Source organism: Porticoccus sp. GXU_MW_L64, from assembly GCF_052983295.1.
Window position 1 is genome coordinate 102,406 of the sequence record NZ_JBRKJK010000005.1, and the last position, 18,761, is coordinate 121,166.

At 54.8% G+C, this 18,761-nt stretch carries 18 protein-coding genes; 11 read left to right on the top strand and 7 right to left on the bottom strand.

All coding sequences use genetic code 11. The features are described 5' to 3' along the window. Positions 1-45: 45 nt before the first annotated feature. Together icd and uvrA are read right to left on the bottom strand one after the other, a co-directional pair. Complete coding sequence (gene icd, locus ACVBEJ_RS04760; protein WP_447128461.1) at positions 46-1,314, bottom strand: NADP-dependent isocitrate dehydrogenase; 1,269 nt, start codon at positions 1,312-1,314, stop codon at positions 46-48. A 427-nt stretch (positions 1,315-1,741) separates the two neighbouring features. Further along, positions 1,742-4,579, bottom strand: coding sequence for an excinuclease ABC subunit UvrA (gene uvrA, locus ACVBEJ_RS04765; protein ID WP_447128462.1), 2,838 nt, complete (start codon positions 4,577-4,579; stop codon positions 1,742-1,744). Positions 4,580-4,751: 172 nt separating this feature from the next. Between uvrA and ACVBEJ_RS04770 the strand changes: the two genes are divergently transcribed. Beyond that, the gene (locus ACVBEJ_RS04770) at positions 4,752-5,324 is read left to right on the top strand and encodes a redoxin family protein (protein WP_447128463.1); all 573 of its coding nucleotides are present in this window, start codon (positions 4,752-4,754) and stop codon (positions 5,322-5,324) included. Positions 5,325-5,526: 202 nt separating this feature from the next. Here ACVBEJ_RS04770 and gluQRS read toward each other — a convergent pair whose 3' ends face one another. Both gluQRS and dksA read right to left on the bottom strand, forming a co-directional pair. Then, positions 5,527-6,414, bottom strand: coding sequence for a tRNA glutamyl-Q(34) synthetase GluQRS (gluQRS, locus tag ACVBEJ_RS04775; RefSeq protein WP_447128464.1), 888 nt, complete (start codon positions 6,412-6,414; stop codon positions 5,527-5,529). Between the two features lie 48 nt (positions 6,415-6,462). After that, positions 6,463-6,942 (bottom strand): RNA polymerase-binding protein DksA, encoded by a 480-nt coding sequence (gene dksA / locus ACVBEJ_RS04780; RefSeq protein WP_447128465.1) that lies wholly within the window; start codon positions 6,940-6,942, stop codon positions 6,463-6,465. 112 nt (positions 6,943-7,054) lie between these two features. Between dksA and sfsA the strand changes: the two genes are divergently transcribed. The 7 genes from sfsA (at position 7,055) to ACVBEJ_RS04815 (ending at position 14,564) form a co-directional block, all read left to right on the top strand. Next, entirely contained in the window at positions 7,055-7,774 is a 720-nt protein-coding gene (gene sfsA, locus ACVBEJ_RS04785; protein ID WP_447128466.1) for a DNA/RNA nuclease SfsA, read from the top strand. 167 nt (positions 7,775-7,941) lie between these two features. Then, entirely contained in the window at positions 7,942-9,402 is a 1,461-nt protein-coding gene (locus ACVBEJ_RS04790; RefSeq protein WP_447128467.1) for an aminoacyl-histidine dipeptidase, read from the top strand. 152 nt (positions 9,403-9,554) lie between these two features. Then, positions 9,555-9,878, top strand: a complete 324-nt coding sequence (locus ACVBEJ_RS04795) for a hypothetical protein (protein ID WP_447128468.1) — start codon at positions 9,555-9,557, stop codon at positions 9,876-9,878. A 160-nt stretch (positions 9,879-10,038) separates the two neighbouring features. Beyond that, positions 10,039-10,872, top strand: coding sequence for a molybdate ABC transporter substrate-binding protein (gene modA, locus ACVBEJ_RS04800; RefSeq protein ID WP_447128469.1), 834 nt, complete (start codon positions 10,039-10,041; stop codon positions 10,870-10,872). Continuing rightward, positions 10,872-11,561 (top strand): molybdate ABC transporter permease subunit, encoded by a 690-nt coding sequence (gene modB, locus ACVBEJ_RS04805; protein ID WP_447128470.1) that lies wholly within the window; start codon positions 10,872-10,874, stop codon positions 11,559-11,561. Before modA ends, modB begins: the two co-directional genes overlap by 1 nt. Continuing rightward, a complete protein-coding gene (modC, locus tag ACVBEJ_RS04810; RefSeq protein WP_447128471.1) occupies positions 11,558-12,622 on the top strand; it encodes a molybdenum ABC transporter ATP-binding protein in 1,065 nt (354 codons plus the stop codon). Before modB ends, modC begins: the two co-directional genes overlap by 4 nt. 388 nt (positions 12,623-13,010) lie before the next feature. Next, on the top strand, positions 13,011-14,564 hold the full coding sequence (locus ACVBEJ_RS04815) for a cation:proton antiporter domain-containing protein (protein ID WP_447128472.1): 1,554 nt from the start codon (positions 13,011-13,013) through the stop codon (positions 14,562-14,564). Between the two features lie 5 nt (positions 14,565-14,569). Here ACVBEJ_RS04815 and ACVBEJ_RS04820 read toward each other — a convergent pair whose 3' ends face one another. The 3 genes from ACVBEJ_RS04820 to ACVBEJ_RS04830 form a co-directional block, all read right to left on the bottom strand. After that, positions 14,570-14,971, bottom strand: a complete 402-nt coding sequence (locus ACVBEJ_RS04820) for a DUF4019 domain-containing protein (RefSeq protein WP_447128473.1) — start codon at positions 14,969-14,971, stop codon at positions 14,570-14,572. 194 nt (positions 14,972-15,165) lie between these two features. Further along, entirely contained in the window at positions 15,166-15,435 is a 270-nt protein-coding gene (locus tag ACVBEJ_RS04825; protein ID WP_447128474.1) for a hypothetical protein, read from the bottom strand. 11 nt (positions 15,436-15,446) lie between these two features. Beyond that, positions 15,447-16,061, bottom strand: a complete 615-nt coding sequence (locus ACVBEJ_RS04830) for a flavin reductase family protein (protein WP_447128475.1) — start codon at positions 16,059-16,061, stop codon at positions 15,447-15,449. A gap of 388 nt (positions 16,062-16,449) precedes the next feature. On the opposite strand from ACVBEJ_RS04830, the gene ACVBEJ_RS04835 reads away from it, so the two are divergent. The 3 genes from ACVBEJ_RS04835 (at position 16,450) to ACVBEJ_RS04845 (ending at position 18,693) form a co-directional block, all read left to right on the top strand. Further along, entirely contained in the window at positions 16,450-17,730 is a 1,281-nt protein-coding gene (locus ACVBEJ_RS04835) for a DEAD/DEAH box helicase (protein ID WP_447128476.1), read from the top strand. A 110-nt stretch (positions 17,731-17,840) separates the two neighbouring features. Continuing rightward, positions 17,841-18,119, top strand: a complete 279-nt coding sequence (locus ACVBEJ_RS04840; RefSeq protein ID WP_447128477.1) for a hypothetical protein — start codon at positions 17,841-17,843, stop codon at positions 18,117-18,119. A 136-nt stretch (positions 18,120-18,255) separates the two neighbouring features. Next, the gene (locus ACVBEJ_RS04845) at positions 18,256-18,693 is read left to right on the top strand and encodes a hypothetical protein (RefSeq protein WP_447128478.1); all 438 of its coding nucleotides are present in this window, start codon (positions 18,256-18,258) and stop codon (positions 18,691-18,693) included. Positions 18,694-18,761 lie beyond the last annotated feature (68 nt).

Sequence of the window (18,761 nt, forward strand, 5' to 3'; positions counted from 1 at the left end):
AACAAAGCCGCTGGATCGCCGCGCTTGGCTCGCGATGACGATTTTTTAAGTCTCGCTGTCATCCATATGGCCCACCACCAGGTCACCAAATTCTCTGCAACCTGTCTCGGTTGCACCATCCATAGTACGGGCCAGATGGTAGGTTACTGTGCCCTGGGCAATCATTGCCTGCAGGCTGGCAACAATGGCGTCGGCAGCTTCCACCCAACCAATATGACGCAGCATCATTTCGCCACAGAGAATCATCGACGTGGGATTTACCCGGTTTTGACCGGCGTACTTTTGTGCGGTGCCGTGGGTGGGTTCGAATAGCGCCATCTGGTCACTGATGTTGGCGCTGGCGACGATGCCGACACCACCCACTTGGGCGGCCAGAGCATCGGAGAGATAATCACCGTTCTGGTTGAGGGTGGCAATCACATCGTAGTTTTGCGGCTTCAGCAACATCTGTTGCAGCAGAGTGTCGGCGAGTATATTTTTTATTGTTATGGGCTGACCGTTGTCGGGGTTGATAATGCGGTAGTGGTTGCCGTCTTCAATGGCACCAAATTCCTCCACCGCTACCTGGTAGCCCCATTGCTTGAAAGCCCCTTCGGTAAATTTGAGGATATTGCCTTTGTGAGCCAGGGTTACAGAGCTGCGGTTGTGGTCAATAGCGTATTGAATAGCACGTCGCACCAGCCGTTGGCTGCCTTCTTTGGAAGCGGGTTTAATGCCAATGGCGCACTGCTGGGGAAAGCGAATTTTGTTAACCCCCATCTCCCCCTGAAGAAAGTCGATCACCCGGTCCGCACCGGGGCTGCCCGCCTTCCATTCAATACCGGCGTAAGTGTCTTCGGTATTTTCCCGGAATATCACCACGTCGACATTTTCAGGGTGATGGACCGGAGCGGGAACCCCTTGTAGCCAGTGTATGGGGCGCATGCTGGCGTACAAATCCATTTCCTGACGCAAGGCCACGTTGAGCGAGCGGAAGCCGCCGCCCACCGGAGTGGTTAACGGTCCTTTGATGGCCACCACATAGTGGCGAATGGCATTCAGGGTTTCCTGGGGGAACCAGTCACCGTCATACATTTCGGCGGCTTTTTCGCCATTGAATACTTCCATCCAGGCAATCTGGCGCTGGTTGCCGTAAGCTTTTCTCACCGCCGCATCCACTACCTGACGCATAACCGGGGTGATCTCACTGCCCACGCCATCGCCCTCTATAAAGGGCACGATGGGTTTGTCGGGTACATGGAGGCGGCCATCGCTTTGGCAATAAATGGCCTCACCGCTATTCGGTACGCTAATGTGCTGGTAGTGTTCTCGCATGGTTGTTATCCCCGACTATTAATCCGGCAATACAAAAGGCATCCTGCCTTTTGTATTGCGCGCTCAATAACTTTAACTTTCACATACATAAAAGCTTTCACATAAAAGAAAGTAACGCACTTGCGCGGAAGTGCTTAATTTTATTGAGCTCGCGCTGGCTACGCCAGCAGCGGCACATCCCTGTGCCGCATTATTAAACGCAACCTCACTGCTGTCCCACAAACTCGAACAACATGAATTGGGTATTGCTTGATGTGACCGTGGTCAGCAAGGATGCTGACCTCGAGCCCCATGGATGGGTTTACGGCGCGTCACAGCAAGCAATACCCAATTCATGTCTGCTGCGAACTCAAACTCTTTGACGGCCTTATTTTTCCTGTGATTCAGGGATAAAAACTTAAAGTTTATGGGACAGCAGTGACGCAACCTATAAGGTTGCCGGTTTAATAGTCATATCCGCCAAAAACCGCCCGGTGTGTGAGCCGGGCACATCCGCCACTTGCTCCGGGGTGCCGGTAGCGATAATTTCGCCGCCGCCGCTGCCGCCTTCGGGCCCCAGGTCGATCACCCAGTCGGCGGTTTTGATCACGTCCAGGTTGTGTTCTATCACCACCACGCTGTTGCCGTGGTCACGCAGTCTGTGCAGCACGTCCAGCAGTTGTTGAATGTCGTGGAAGTGCAAACCGGTGGTGGGTTCGTCGAGAATATACAGGGTTTTGCCGGTGTCCCGCTTGGACAGTTCCTTGGCCAGCTTGACCCGCTGGGCCTCACCGCCGGACAGGGTGGTGGCGGCTTGCCCCAGGCGGATATAGGTGAGCCCCACGTCCACCAGGGTTTTCAGTTTGCGGGCGATTACCGGTACCGCGTCGAAAAATTCCAGGGCGTCTTCCACGGTCATGTCCAGCACCTGATGGATATTTTTGCCCTTGTACACTACCTCCAGGGTTTCCCGGTTGTAGCGCTTGCCCTTGCACTGGTCGCAGGGTACGTAAATATCTGGCAGGAAGTGCATTTCCACTTTGGTGACGCCGTCGCCCTGGCAGGCTTCGCAGCGACCGCCCTTTACGTTAAAACTGAAGCGGCCCGGTTTGTAGCCCCGGGAGCGGGCTTCCTGGGTGCCGGCAAACAGTTCGCGGATAGGGGTGAATATGCCGGTGTAGGTGGCCGGGTTGGAACGCGGGGTGCGACCAATGGGGCTTTGATCAATGTCGATGCATTTGTCGAAATAATCCAGCCCTTTTACCGATTTGTGAGGCGCGGCTTTTAGCGTGGTGGCTTTGTTGAGTGCGGTGGCCGCCAGCGGGTACAGGGTTTCGTTAATCAGGGTGGACTTGCCGGAACCGGATACTCCGGTGACGCAGGTAAACAGGCCCACGGGAATTTCCACGTTTACGTTTTGCAGGTTGTTGCCGCTGGCGCCGTTGAGTTTCAGCAGCTGTTTTTTGTCGAATGGGGTGCGCTCTGCGGGCATGGCGATTTTGCGTTCGCCGGACATGAATTTACCGGTTTCCGAACGCGGTGCTTTAACGATGTCGGCCAGCACACCTTCGGCCACCACTTCGCCGCCGTGCACCCCGGCACCGGGGCCAATGTCGATGACATGGTCCGCCTGGCGGATGGCGTCTTCGTCGTGCTCCACCACAATCACCGTATTGCCCAGGTCGCGCAGGCGGGTAAGGGTGTTGAGCAGACGCTCGTTATCGCGCTGGTGCAGGCCAATGGAGGGTTCGTCCAGCACGTACATTACGCCCACCAAGCCGGCACCGATTTGGCTGGCCAGGCGAATACGTTGGGCTTCGCCGCCGGACAGGGTGTCGGCGCTGCGGTCCAGAGTCAGGTAGTTGAGCCCTACGTCCACCAGAAAACGAAATCGTTCGCGAATTTCTTTGATGATCTTCTCGGCGATTTCGCCCTGGCGACCGGGCAGATCGAGATTCTCGAAGTATTCGTAAGATTCCCCCACCGGCACAGCGGTGAGGTCGGACAGGGTTTTGCCATCCACAAACACATTGCGCGCTTCCCGGCGCAGGCGTGTGCCATCGCATTCCGGGCAATGCTGGGTGTTGAGGTACTTGGTCAGCTCCTCGCGCACCATATTGGATTCCGTGTCCCGGTAGCGGCGCTCCATATTGGGGATCACCCCTTCAAACACGTGGGTGCGCTTGTACACCGTGCCGCGGTCATTCACGTAGCTGAAGTCGATTTCGTCGTCGCCGCTGCCGTACAAAATGGCATTTTGGTGAATGGGTTTGAGTTGGTTGAATGCAGTGTCGATATCAAAACCGTAGTGCTGCCCCAGGGATTCCAGCATGGTGTAATAAAACAGGTTGCGGCGGTCCCAGCCGCGAATGGCCCCCTCGGAAATGCTCGCCTCCGGGTGTTGCACCACCCGGTCGATATCAAAAAACTGGCGTACCCCCAAGCCGTCGCAACTGGGGCAGGCGCCTACCGGGTTGTTAAACGAGAACAGCCGGGGTTCCAGTTCGGTGAGACTGTAGTCACACACCGGACAGGCGAATTTGGCGGAGAATAATTGGTCACCCGCACCGCCATCCATGTAGGAGATGGCCGCCAGACCTTCCGCCAAATTGAGCGCAGTTTCAAAAGATTCAGCAATACGCAGTTGCAAATCGTCGCGCACCTTAAAGCGGTCAACCACCACTTCGATATTGTGTTTTTTGTTTTTTTCCAGCTTGGGGGCATCGTCCAGATCCACCACCACGCCGTCGATACGGGCACGAATGAATCCCTGCTGGCGCAGTTGTTCAAACAGGTGCACGTGCTCACCCTTGCGGGCTCGCACCACAGGGGCGAGCAGCATCAATTTGGTGCCTTCCGGCAAGGCCAATACCTGATCCACCATCTGACTGACGGTTTGTGCTTTCAGCTCCAGGTTGTGATCCGGACAGCGGGGTTCACCGGCGCGGGCGAACAGCAGGCGCAGGTAGTCGTAAATTTCGGTGATGGTGCCCACGGTGGAACGGGGGTTGTGGGAAGTGGATTTCTGTTCGATGGAGATGGCCGGTGACAGCCCCTCCACATGGTCCACGTCGGGCTTTTCCATCATCGACAGGAATTGCCGCGCGTAAGTGGATAGAGATTCCACATAGCGCCGCTGGCCCTCGGCGTACAGGGTGTCAAACGCCAGCGACGACTTGCCGGAACCGGACAGGCCGGTAATCACAATCAGCTTGTCGCGGGGGATGTCGAGGTCGATGTTCTTGAGGTTGTGGGTGCGTGCGCCCCGTACCTGGATGGTTTGCATATCGCTACATCTATGAAGGCAAAACAGCCATTATAGAATTTTTGAGGATTGTGTGTGAGTCCTGTATCAGAGGAGCTTGTTGATTAAATTTGGTTATGGCCCCTATAGGGTTTTCAGACAGGCATGTTGGGGTATAGTGGGCGCTCAAATTCGCCACCTTATGGAGCTATTCATGTCAGTTATCAAGCAAGTGCCCAACGTTACCTTTAAAACCCGCGTCCGCGATGAGTCTGTGGATGGTCCCAACCCGTTCCGCTGGCAGGACAAAACCAGCCAGGATATCTTCGGCGGCAAAAAGGTGGTGGTGTTTTCCCTGCCCGGGGCTTTTACGCCTACCTGCTCCTCCAATCACCTGCCTCGCTATGAAGAATTGTATGCCGAGTTTCAGGCCCAGGGTGTTGATGAGATTATCTGTGTGTCCGTAAACGACGCCTTTGTCATGTTCAAGTGGGGCCGTGAGCAGGGCAATGAAAAAATCTTCCTGCTGCCGGACGGCAACGGCGAGTTCACCCGCAAAATGGGCATGTTGGTAGACAAGTCCAATATCGGTTTTGGCATGCGTTCCTGGCGCTATTCCATGCTGGTGAATGACGGCGCTATCGAAAAGATGTTTATGGAGCCGGGCTTTGAGGACAACTGCGAATCCGACCCCTTTGAAGTGTCTGATGCCGATACCATGCTGGCTTATTTGAAAGGCGAAGATGCCGGCACTGTTTCAGCGCCTCGCAAGGCGTTTGAGGGGTAGATTGAAGCGGAATCCGGGGGTGCGGTGTTTATTCACCCGGCAACATAAAAGGCGTCCTGCCTTTTGTGTTGCGCGCTCAATAAAACCTGACGCACTTGCGCGGAAGTGCTTGATTTTATTGAGCTTGCGCTGGCTGCGCCAGCGGCGGCACATCCCTGTGCCGCATTATTAAACGCAACCTATAAGGTTGCCGGTTTAATAATCAACCCTGTTCCCGGGTTCCGCTGCGCTTTACCCGGGCTACCCTGCTGCTCCAATTCTCAATTCCCCACTCGGTCAGCGTTGTAGCTGACCCTGATCGCAGCTCTTGCGGGGGCTGCAATCCCAGGTGGCAGAGGGCTTGATAGAGGTTCTCCGCCGCTTCACTTTTCTCGATAGCCGGCGACAAATTTTGCTTGCTTAACTTCTGGCCATCGTCTCCCATTACCAGGGGTATATGGGCGTATTGCGGCAGTTTTTTATCCGTTAATTGTTGCATCAGATACAGCTGCCTGGGGGTGGAGTCCAGCAAATCCTGGCCGCGCACCACATGGGTGATGCCCTGGTATAAATCGTCCACGGCACAGGCCAGCTGGTAACTCACCAGGCCATCTCTGCGCCAGATAATAAAGTCGTCGTTACCATTGGTTTTTACCGGCCAGTGCTGCCGGCCTTGAATGCGGTCGTCAACAATGATTTCTGTGGCATAAGAGACTCTTATACGCAGGGCGTAATCAGCCGGTGGCGGCAGTTGGCGCTGGCGGCAGTGGCCGTTGTAGCGGCCGCCCATCACTTTGATGGCCTGACGGCTGCAATCGCAGGGATAGGTGTCCAGTTGTTGCAGGGCAGTGAGATAGGCGTCGGTTCGGCTGCTTTGATACATCACACTGCCATTCCAGTGCAGACCATGGGCTTCCAGTTGCCTGAGAATGGTATCGGCAGCACCGGGGACTTCCCGTGGCGGGTCAATGTCGTCGATGCGCAGCAACCACTGGCCGTTGTGGTGTTTGGCGTCAAGGTAACTGGCCAGGGCAGCCACCAGTGAGCCGAAATGTAGCGGCCCGGATGGGGTTGGGGCAAAGCGGCCTATGTAGGGTAGTGAGAGGGGCATTAAAGGATTGTGCGGGGTAAGGGCTTACCCCGCAACAGGCAGAAACCATTAGCCGCCAGTGATCTGGCGTTCTTTGATTTCGTCCAGGGTCTTGCAGTCAACGCAGAGGTTGGCCGTGGGACGGGCTTCCAGGCGGCGAATACCGATTTCGATGCCACACTGGTCGCAGAAGCCGTAGTCGTCCTGGTCGATGCGGTCGATGGTACTGTCGATTTTCTTGATCAGCTTGCGTTCGCGATCCCGGGTGCGCAGCTCCAGACTGAATTCTTCTTCCTGAGTGGCGCGGTCGGCGGGGTCGGGGAAGTTGGAGGCTTCGTCCTTCATGTGGGACACAGTGCGATCCACTTCTTCCATCAATTCCCGTTTCCAGGCCAGCAGCAGACCCTTAAAGTGGTCGCGCTGCTTTGCGTTCATATATTCCTCGCCCTTCTTCTCTTTGTAGGGCTCAAAGCCGTGCAGTGAAATCGCTGTAGCGACCGGTGCGGCCTTCTTCTTGGCCGGTGCAGCTTTCTTGGCTGTGGTGGGCATTACCTCTCCCCGATTGTTGAAAAACAGCCGTTTATAGATTGATGGAAGCAAATTTTCAAGTTTTATTTGCTCGCAAGCAGCTAAACTGCGGTTTTTGTCTGAGGAATATTCGGTGAAATTCAATCCACCCCTTGAGTGCGGCACTCTGATTAAACGTTATAAACGCTTTCTGGCGGATGTGCAGACTTCTAAAGGTGACCAGATCACCATACATTGTCCCAATACCGGTTCCATGAAGAACTGCCTGTCGGAGGGCAGCCCTTGCTGGTTTTCCCGTTCCGACAACCCCAAGCGCAAATACCCCTGTACCTGGGAAATTGCCACCACCCCCTGTGGCCACAGGGCCGGGGTGAATACCGGGCGCCCCAATCATCTGGTACGGGAGGCCATTGAACAGGGCGTGGTGGCGGAATTACAGGGTTACAGCCAGCTGTGCAGCGAGGTGAAATACGGTGCGGAAAACAGCCGTATCGATCTGTTGTTAAGCGATCATCCAGAACGTCCGGATCAAGCCTGTTATGTGGAGGTGAAAAACGTCACTCTGCATATGGGTGACGGCCTGGGGTTGTTTCCGGATTCGGTCAGCACCCGTGGCAGCAAGCACCTGCGCGAGCTGGCGGCGATGGTGGAGCAGGGGCAGCGGGCGGTGTTGTTTTACTGTGTGCAACACACCGGAATTGAAAGGGTCATGCCCGCCGACGATATTGACCCGGAATATGGCAAAACCCTGCGTCAGGCTGTGGCAGCGGGGGTAGAGGTGTTGGCTTATCGGGCTGAATTGTCGGCAGATGAAATTCGTTTGATTGAAGCCATCCCATTTAGTTGCCCATAAGGATAGAATGCCTGCCCAATTTTGTTGGCATGAGTCGGGTATTGCTTTATGTGACTGTGGCCAGCATGGATGCTGGCCCCAAGCCCCCAGGGAAGGGTTCACGGCGTGTCACAGAAAGCAATACCCAGCTCGTGCCTTGCCATGTCAATTGCCGATAGGAGATTCCTTTGAACCAACCCATCGCCCAATTACAACCCACCGAACTCTGGAGCCACTTCCAGGAGCTGTGCAACCGCCCACGCCCTTCCAAGGAAGAACAGGCAGTAGTGGACTATGTGCTGGAATTTGCCGCCCGCCATAACCTGCAAAGCCAGGTGGATAAAGTGGGCAATGTGATTGTCCGCAAACCGGCTACCTCGGGTATGGAAAATTGCCGTGGCGTGATTCTGCAAAGTCATCTGGATATGGTGCCGCAAAAAAACGCCGATTCCAGCCATAATTTTTCTACCGATCCCATCAACGCCTATGTGGATGGCGACTGGGTGACTGCCGATGGCACAACCCTGGGTGCTGATAATGGCATTGGCTGTGCCGCCATGTTAGCGGTGCTGGAATCCGCCGATATTGCCCACGGCCCTCTGGAAGCCCTGTTTACCATCGACGAGGAGGCGGGCATGACCGGTGCCCAGGGATTGCAGCCAGGGCTGTTGCAAGGGGATATTCTGCTCAACCTGGATTCAGAGGACGAAGGCGAACTGTTCGTGGGCTGTGCCGGTGGTGTGGATGTCAATATCAAGTTGCCCTTTGCCAGCCAACCGGTGCCAGCGGATTGCGTGGCCTTTGAAGTGAATGTGGGCGGCCTGGTGGGGGGGCATTCCGGCCTCAATATCAATGACGGTCGCGGCAACGCCAATAAAATCACCAACCGCCTGCTGAGCACTGCGGTGCAGCGCTTTGGCGTGGGCGTGTACCAATTCAACGGTGGCACCCTGCGCAACGCCATACCCCGAGAGGCATTCACCGGCATTACCGTTCCCGCTGGCGAGGCAGGCGCCTTTACTGCCTGGGTGACAGAATTTGCCGCTGTGGTCAGCGCTGAACTGGCCGGGGTGGAACCGGGCTTTGCCATTGCCATGACGCCGGCGGAATTGCCCGAAACGCAGATAGACAATGGGGTATTGACGCGCTTTATTCAGGCGGTGTACGCCTGTCCCAACGGCGCCACCCGTATGATCAACTCCCTGCCGGGTGTGGTGGAAACGTCCAACAACCTGGCAGTGGTGTTTAATGACGACGACAACATTTATGTGCAGTCACTGACCCGCAGCGCCAGCGACAGTGCTCGCGACGATCTGGCACAAGCGGTTGCCAGCAGCTTTCGCCTTGCCGGTGCCGATGTGCATACCGCTGGCGCCTATCCTGGCTGGACGCCCAAAATGGACACCGAATTGCTCACCATGATGGTGGCCAGGCACAAGGCGCTGTTTGAATACGAACCCAAAGTCAGCGTGATTCACGCCGGTCTGGAATGCGGTATATTGGGGTCGATCTATCCCCACTGGGACATGATTTCCTTCGGCCCCACCATACGCGGCGCTCACTCACCGGACGAAAAAGTATCGATTCCGGCGGTGGCCAGTTTTTGGCAGTACCTGAAGGCTGCATTAGCGGATATTCCCGGTAAATAAATTCGTTACAGAATTAACGGTATTGGCTCGAGGCTGAGAGGTTCTTATTTGTCATATTTTTACTGAACTTAACATCTGTTGCGATCACATTAACATTGACCCTCTCCATAATGCGCTCCATCAAAGTTAACCACTTATTTGGAGTGCACGAGATGAAAAATTTACTGATTGCCGTTGTTGCTTTATTGGCCTTGAACAGTGCGGCTTTTGCGGGTACAGATCTGCTGGACAGCAAAGCAGATTTTGAAGCGACCACTATCGGTTTTGTACTGAATCAGGATGGCCTGAAAGCTGACTTGAAAGCAGACCTTAAAAAAGAAGTGCTGAAGAAGGTTAATACCAGCATTGAAGACGATGTTCACTGGAACAACAGTGTAGTGGTAGAGCTGGATAGCCTGGAAGCTGAATTTGCCACCACTCTGCAGGAGCAGCTGAAAACCTCTATTCAACAAAGCCTGGAAATCTGCTGCGTATAACCGCCCGGCGATTCCTGCACTCAAAACCCCGCTGCTTGCAGCGGGTTTTTTTTGGTGCGCCAGGCACAACTTATCCCTGGGGCTCGTCGCCAGCATCCCTGCTGGCCACGGTCACAATAACTCATGCCGGAGAGATGTCTTTGAATTTTGTGGGGCGGCAATGGCGTTTCATCTGTCCCTGATAGCGGGTATGCTTCCCAAAAATTCACTGTTGGGAAGCCATTTGTTGTTTCGTGTTATCACTTTTTTATTCGCTCTGGTGAGCTCTGTTGTCTGTTTTGCTCAGACCATCGATGTCGCCGTAGCCAGCAATTTTATGGCGGCGGCGAAGGCGTTGAAGGCGGATTTTGAGCGGCGCACCGACCACCGCATCAATCTAGTGGCGGGCTCTACCGGTAAACATTACGCCCAGATTATTAACGGTGCACCTTTCGATGTTTTTCTGGCGGCCGATGCTCGCCGGCCACAGTTGTTGGAACAGCAGGGCAGAGCGCTACAAGGTAGCCGCTTTAGTTACGCCATCGGCCAATTGGTGTTGTGGAGCGCTGCTGAACATTCAGTGGATGGCAAAGGCCGGGTGTTAACGGCTGGGGAATTTAATCGCCTCGCTATTGCCAACCCCAAGCTGGCACCCTATGGCCGCGCTGCACAGCAGGTTCTGGAAAATACCAGGTCTCTACAAAGGGACGATAGCGGCAAGCTGCTGAGGGGCGAGAATATCAACCAGGCATTCCAGTTCGTACACAGTGGCAATGCGGATTTGGGTTTTGTGGCGCTATCCCAGCTAAAGGCGCTGGCGAAAAATACCAATGGCCACATCCCCGGTTCTTACTGGCTTGTGCCCAATAATTTTTACGACCCGATCAAACAGCAGGCGCTGCAATTGACGGATCATCCCGCTGCCGGTGTTTTCCTCGCTTATTTAAAAAGTCCCGCTGGTCGCCAGCTGATTGCCAGCTTTGGCTATCGCCTGCCAACTTCCGGGGGCCTCTGATGGACTGGCTAACGTCTGCGGAGCTGGCGGCTGTCTGGCTGACTCTGAAACTGGCTGCGGTAACCACCGCGCTGTTGTTGCTGGTGGGTACGCCACTGGCCTGGTGGTTGGCCCACAGCCGCCTGCGAGTCAAGCCGTTGCTGGAAGCGCTGCTGGCGTTGCCACTGGTGCTGCCGCCCACTGTGTTGGGTTTTTATCTGTTGTTATTGTTGGGTGCCAATGGTCCGCTGGTTGCTCTGCTTGGAGAGGGCGGCCAACTGGCGTTCAGCTTTCCCGGCCTGGTGATTGGCTCCGCGGTTTACTCTCTGCCGTTTGTGGTGCAACCCCTGCAAAATGCTTTTGCGTCCATTGGCTCCCGGCCATTGGAGGTGGCCGCTACCCTGCGGGCTTCCCCCTGGGATCGCTTCTGGTCGGTGGCTATGCCCATGGCACGACCGGGTGTGATCACCGCTGCCGTATTGGGTTTTGCTCACACCCTTGGGGAGTTTGGTGTGGTGTTGATGATTGGTGGCAATATTCCCGGTAAAACACAGGTATTGTCCATTGCCATTTACGACCGGGTAGAGGCTCTTGAATACGCCCAGGCACACTGGTTGGCTGCGGGGTTGTTACTGTTTTCACTGATCGTGCTGACCCTGGTGTACGCGGTTAATCGTCGGTCGCCACTGTCGCTGGGGCCGGTGCGATGACGGTGGACGTTAAGCTGAGTGTGCTGAAAGGCAACTTTATTCTGGATGCAGAATTTGGGGTGCCGGGCGCGGGTATCAGTGCGGTGTTTGGCCCTTCCGGATGTGGCAAAACCACGTTGCTGCGGGCTATTGCCGGGCTGGAGCCACAGGCTCAGGGGCACTGCCAGATTGCCGGAACTCGCTGGCAAAAGCCGGGTTTTTATCTGCCCACCCACAAGCGCCCGCTGGGGTACGTGTTTCAGGAGCCCAGCCTGTTACCGCATTTGAATGTACAAGCCAATCTGGAATTTGGCTGGCGTCGCACGGTGGCGGAAAAACCGCGCGTCAGGTTTGATGAATCTGTTGAGCTGCTGGGTGTGGGTTCGCTGCTGAACCGCAGTGTTGGGGATTTGTCCGGTGGCGAACGCCAGCGAGTTGCCATTGCCCGCGCTCTGCTTGCCAACCCGCAACTGCTGCTAATGGACGAGCCTCTGGCGGCTCTGGATGGCACCAGTAAACGTGAGATATTGCCCTACCTGGAGCGCCTGCCCAGGGAGCTGAATATTCCCATCCTCTATGTCAGCCACTCCACCGATGAAGTGGCGCGGCTGGCGGATCATTTGTTACTGATGGACCGTGGCCGCATTGTCGCCAGTGGTGCTATTGGTGACATGCTGGCACGCATCGACCTGCCGCTGGCCCGTGGCGAGGACGCAGAGGTGGTGATCGACGCTCGTGTTGAATCCCTGGACAGTCACTATCACCTGTCGCAGCTGGCCTTTGCCGGTGGCCAATTGAGCGTTGCCGGTTTGCTGGATGCCGAGCAAAGCGTGCGCCTGCGGATACAGGCGCGGGATGTGAGCATTGCCCTGCAAGCACCAGAGCACAGCAGTGTGCTGAACTGCCTGCCCGCTCGGGTGGTGGCTGTGGAACCATTGGGGGAGTCACAAGTGCTGGTCAAGCTGGATGTGGGTGGTACGGTGTTACTGTCACATATTACCCGCAAATCCGCTGATATCCTGGCGTTGCGGCAAGGGATAAAAGTGTATGCCCAAGTCAAGAGCGTGGCGGTGTTGAGCTGATGTCTCAGAGTGTGCGAGCTCAATAAAATCAAGCACTTCCGCGCAAGTGCGTCACTTTCTTTTATGTGAAAGTTATTGAGCGCGCAATACAAAAGGCAGGACGCCTTTTGTATTGCCGGGTTAATAGTGTTGTAAGCCTGAGAGTGTACTCGATAAAAAATTATAAAAGCCGATACTGGATATGAAGGTTTGGGGCCTATTATCCTTTCCTGGGCCGTCTGCGGCAGGGATGCCGCAGAAGAGCTTACATGGAAGTATTTACAGCGTGTCCGGGAAAGGATAATAGGCTCCAAATCGCCACCCAAACCTCAACACCTAAGCCTCAATAAAATAAATCCAATGCCGACAAACAGACTGATAACAATAACGCCCACCCAAGGCTGAAAAAATGATTGACCCCATTATTATTATCCTGGCGCTGGCCGCCGGTTTGCTGATTCGCCAGCTGGGTTTTCCGCCCATGCTGGGTTACCTGGTGGCTGGCTTTGCCATCAGCCAAACGTCTCTGAACCCTGGGCCATTGATTGACCAGATTGCCAGTGCCGGGGTTACCCTGCTGTTGTTTACCATCGGTTTGAAGCTGAACCTGCGGGATTTGGCTGCGGTGCAGGTGTGGGGGGTGGCTGCCGGGGTTATGGTACTGGTGATTCCGTTGTTTGCCCTGGGGTTAATGTTGCTGCTGGCACTGGTGCCCGCACTGTCGGCATTGCAAGGCGGTGCCCTGTGGACAGTGGCTTTTGCGCTGTCATTTTCCAGTACGGTGTTTGCGGTCAAGGTGTTTGATGAGCGTGGTGAAGGGGCATCCCTGCACGCCAAAATCGCCATCGGTATTCTGATTGTTCAGGACTTGATGGCGGTGGTATTCCTTGCCCTGAGTACTGGCAAATTACCGGACTGGCCCGCGTTGGCGTTGTTGTTGCTGATACCCCTGCGGCCCGTGTTGCATCGCCTGTTTGCCCTCTGTGGCCACGGCGAGCTGCTTACACTGTTTGGTATCGGCCTGGCGTTTGGTGGCTATGGGTTGTTTGAATATTTCAACATCAAGGGCGACCTGGGGGCACTGATACTGGGGGTATTGCTGGGGGGGTGCAGCAAAGCCAGCGAACTGCGCAAAACCCTTATCGGCCTCAAAGAGCTGTTTCTGGTGGGCTTTTTTGTCAGCATCGGCCTTAACGGATTGCCGTCGCTGGAGATGTGCCTGTTGGCGGCGGCGCTTGCTTTATTGGCAACGATCAAACCGGTGCTTTACTACCTGGGGTTTGTGGCCACCCGGTTGCGGGCGCGCACATCATTTCTGGCGTCATTGTCACTGTACAACCACAGCGAATTTGGCCTGATTGTCGCTACCCTGGCGGCTGCCAATGGGTTGATTGGCGACGAGTGGGTGGTGATTACTGCACTTGCCATGGCGCTGTCGTTTTTTGTAGCGGTGCCTTTTAACGCACGCTCTCATCGTATTTACCGCCGTTTCAGCAAGCGACTGTTCGAACACTCCCGGCGGCTTCCCTACGAACAGCCGGTGGATATTGGTGATGCTACGATATTGGTGATGGGAATGGGGCGGGTAGGGCGCGGTGCCTACACACACCTGAAGGAAATTTACGGGGACTGTGTATTGGGGGTGGACTCCGAACAAGGCCGCCTGCCGGAGTTGACAAAAGAGGGCTATCGGGCCGTATCCGGCGATGCCACCGACCGTGATTTTTGGGAGGGCATCGACCTGGACGCCATCAAAGTGATTATGGTTTGCCTGCCGGACCACGCGGAAAACCTGGATACCAGCCAACTATTGAAATCCATGGGTTATGGCGGGCAGTTGGCAACCATCGCCCGCTTCCCGGACCACGTGCAAGAACTCACCGATTTGGGTTGTATCTCTTTTAACCTGTATGCGGAAGGCGGCTACGGTTTTGCCGAGCATGTGGTGGAGCGGATTGGGTAGTTTGGCTACTTTATAAAATAGCCAACTACGCGCCAGTTGCTGCCCACTTTAGTGACGGTAATGGTTTCAGTGGCGGATTCTTTGTACTCAAACCGGGTAGCAATTTTTACAACGACATACTCACCTTCGGGCGCATTGGGTAAAGAGGTATAGGCGCTGGCACTGGTGATGTTGTGTGAAATACGTTTGCCAAGCGGTGTACGAACGTTATTTGCCGCTTTCACCCATTGTTCGGATGACACTTTTGTTTGAAAAAATGGTGCGGCCTGATGCCAGCTATCCACGTAATTTCCAGAGTCTACAATCGCTAACCAGGCGAGTGCGGCATTGGTTTGAGATTGATTGGTCTCCGCAACACTGAATACCGAGAACATCCAGGTAACAAGCAATAAATAGACGTTTTTCATAATAGATCCGTTATTTGTCAGACAGCTTTACACAGCTTTTCAATTGCACCACCCAACTTTACGTTGACCCTATCCATAATGGCAACCATCAAACAGCAACACCCCCCTCGTTACTGTTTTGACTACCCCCCTTGATAGAACACTTTTTAGTGTATTTTCAGCCCTGCTCCCCCAGTAGGGCTTTTTTTTGGCTGTTATTCTGTTGCCTGATTCAAGCGCTGTGCGGTAATGGCAACGGCGATATTGAGAATGGCAGTGCCCAAAAAGGTGACAATGGCTGCCAACTCGGTGAATTTGCCGGTGTACACATAAAGGCAGATATTGGCCAGGGCAAACAGCCACCAGGTAGTGATGCTGACCCCTTGAGCATTGCGTTGTTTGACCAATGCCAGAAGCTGAATCAATGCAGCGCCGGGAAATACGACCGCAGGGACAATCTTTACCAGGTCTATCCACTCGTTCATTACGGCTTTCTCTATTTGGGGCGGGGCACGTCGATAATGTTGCCCAGTGTGCCGTATTCGGAACTGCCCAGGCGGGCCAGCGGGTCGATGGCGTTGGCATCCAGCGTCAGTCGGCCAGCATCATTAACCGAAGCCACTTCGTCGCTCACGTAAAGGGCTTTTACTTCACCCAATACCAAAAACTGCGGGCCATTGCCCAATTCCTGAATCTGGTAGCGCTGGCAGGCAAACGCCAGGCGACACTCTGCCAGCCGTGGCAGGCCGAACCCCTCGAAAGCCGTTAAGGGCATATTGAGGTTGTCCAGTTCGGAAACTCCGTGCGCCAGGGTACGCGAGCTTTCGGTCACCTGTGCCGCCTGCCCGCTGTGGGGAATATGCACCACAAAGTGCCCTCGCTCACGAATGTTCACCAGGGTGTCTTTGCGGCTGCCGTCGGGCTTGTGGCCGATGGATAGCATTACCAGCGGCGGGTCGGAACAGACCGCATTAAAGTAAGAGAACGGTGCCAGGTTATGACTGCCATCGCCGTTGTCGGACAACACCCAGGCGATGGGCCGGGGCAGGATGCTCTGGGTCATGGTGAAGTAGCGCTGGTTGGCAGAAAGTTGTTGGAAATCCAGATACATAGCGTTGCTCGACAGTTTTTTCGCCAGTGTATCTGCTGCCGTGGTTTCTGAACAGGACGTACTAAGGAGTTAACAAGATAGGCGACATGGGCTTTTCAAGACCGTCAGCGGCAAGGAAGCCGCTGCCGAGCGTACAAGGATGTATTCACAGCGTGTCTTGAAAAGCCCATGTCGCCTATCTAACGTACGGTTTAGTATGTTCTACCACTACTGCCTATCAGTTGTATCACAGGGCATGAACCCGGAGAGGCTTGCTGGCCACGGTCACAGTAAGTCTCTCCAGATTCATGCCTTCAAATTTTGTGGTGTAGCAGCGATGTTCTACTATCAATTGCCGCCACTAACCTGTATTTTGCGCTCCCTCTCCAGATTCTTGTGGGAAACCTCCATGACGTTCGACCAACTGGGCCTGCGGCCCGAGCTGCTGAAAGCAATTTCTGCCCAAGGCTACAGTACGCCCACTGCCATTCAGTCTCAGGCCATTCCTGTGATATTGCAGGGCCGGGATGTGTTGGCCGGTGCCCAGACCGGCACCGGAAAAACCGCTGGCTTTACCTTGCCATTACTGCAATTGCTGAGCGACAAGGGCAAGCCTGTTAAAGCACCTCGGCCCCGCGCGCTGGTGTTGGCTCCCACCCGGGAGCTGGCCGCCCAGGTGGGTGAGAGTGTTGAAAATTACGGCGCTGAACTGCCGTTGCGCAGTCAGGTGATTTTTGGCGGGGTGAACATCAATCCACAGATTCAACGCCTGCGCCGGGGAGTGGATATTCTGGTGGCCACGCCGGGGCGCCTGCTGGATCACGCCGGGCAGAAAACGCTGGATTTGTCCGGGGTAGAAATTCTGGTATTGGACGAAGCAGATCGCATGCTGGATATGGGGTTTATTCACGATATTCGCCGGGTGCTGAAATTGCTGCCGGGCAAACGCCAGAACCTGCTGTTTTCCGCCACCTACTCCCGGGAAATCAAACAGCTGGCGGACGGCATTTTAAACAACCCCGCCGAGGTGGAAGTGGCGCGGCGCAATACGGCGGCGGAAACCGTCAGCCAACTGGTTTACCCGGTGGCGCAAAAGCAAAAGCGGGCGCTGTTGTCGCAGTTGATTGGCGAGGGCAACTGGTCGCAGGTATTGGTGTTTACCCGCACCAAACACGGTGCCAACCGCCTGGCCAAACAGCTGGAAAGCGATGGCATCAGCGCTGCGGCCATTCACGGTAACAAAAGCCAGAATGCCCGCACTGCGGCGCTGGCTGGTTTCAAGGCGGGTAAGGTGCGTACCTTGGTCGCCACGGATATTGCCGCCCGTGGCATTGATATCGACAAGCTGCCCCATGTGGTGAATTTTGAGTTGCCCAACGTGGCCGAGGACTATGTGCACCGCATTGGCCGCACGGGTCGCGCCGGTGCCGAAGGGCAGGCGATATCCCTGGTATCTGCGGATGAAAACAAGCTGCTAAAGGGGATTGAGCGGCTGTTGAAGCGCAATATTCCCAGTGAGATGTTGTCCGGTTATCGCCAGGAAACCCCCGAAGAATTGGCGGCCAAACCCGCGCCACAACCACGGGGACAGCGCCGCAACCGGGGCGGGGGGAAACAGTCCGGTGGTGATGGCCAAAATAAAAACCGACAGAGTCGCAACAGGTCCCGGCGCCGCTCCGGAAATTCCTGATGCAGTGGGCAAAAAAAAGCCCCACTGGGGAAGCGGGGCAAAAAATGTTCTATCAAGGGGGGTAGTCAAAACAGTAACAAGGGGTGTGTTGCTGTTTGATGGTTGCCATTATGGATAAGGTCAACGTAAAGTTGGGTGGTGGCTGCGTAAAGAAGGGTAAAAATGCCCGTAACTATTCAGCACGTTCTGAAAAACTTGAAGGCGTGAATCTGGGGTGGTTTGCTGTGACCGTGGCCAGCAGGGATGCTGGCCTCGAGCTTACATGGACGTACTTGCAGCGGGTCACAGCAAACCACCCCAGATTTACGTCTCGCGACAAAACCCCACAAATAGCGCCCGTATCATTGTCACTTCAAAAAGTGCTGAATAGCCACAAATGTCCTAAATAAGATGATCGATTTTCTTATGGGTTTTGGAAGCTGTGAATACGAAATACAAAACATTTGCCATTGGAGTACAATGTCCAAACATGCCATACACCCATGTTGTTAAGCTCTGACCAAAATTGAAATTATTATTTGACTCATGCCTGTCTTCTCCAAACTGACAAAATACAAGCGCCAAGCCAGCAGCTTTTTACTGCTTTGGCTATTGTTCAGTGGTCAGTTATTTTGCACTGCCCATGCAGGCTTTGGCAGTGATATTGATTTTGGGCAGTCTCAAGAGCAACAGGTAAAAGCCTGTTGTCATGGCAGCAAAGATCAATCGTCCGCTCCAGAGGCCAATGCAAGCTGTTGTGAAAACCCCGCCAGCTTTTGCTGTGGTGAGGGCAAGTTCACAGGCGCTGATGTACTAAGTGCGGACTTCTCCCATCCGGTATTGTATTTGGTGGCCAGCTTTGAAGATTGGCTGGATACGTACGATGCTTATTCCCCAACTGTCGTTTCCTCATGGGAAGAACTGATTGTCTTGCGGCGATCAGATCCACCCCTCTATCTGCAAGTCTGCAGTTTTATCGAATAACCAATCCTTGCCTTGAGTTCGCAAGCGCTTTGCTGCGCTTGCGTTGGTGGTTGGCGCGCAGCTGGCCA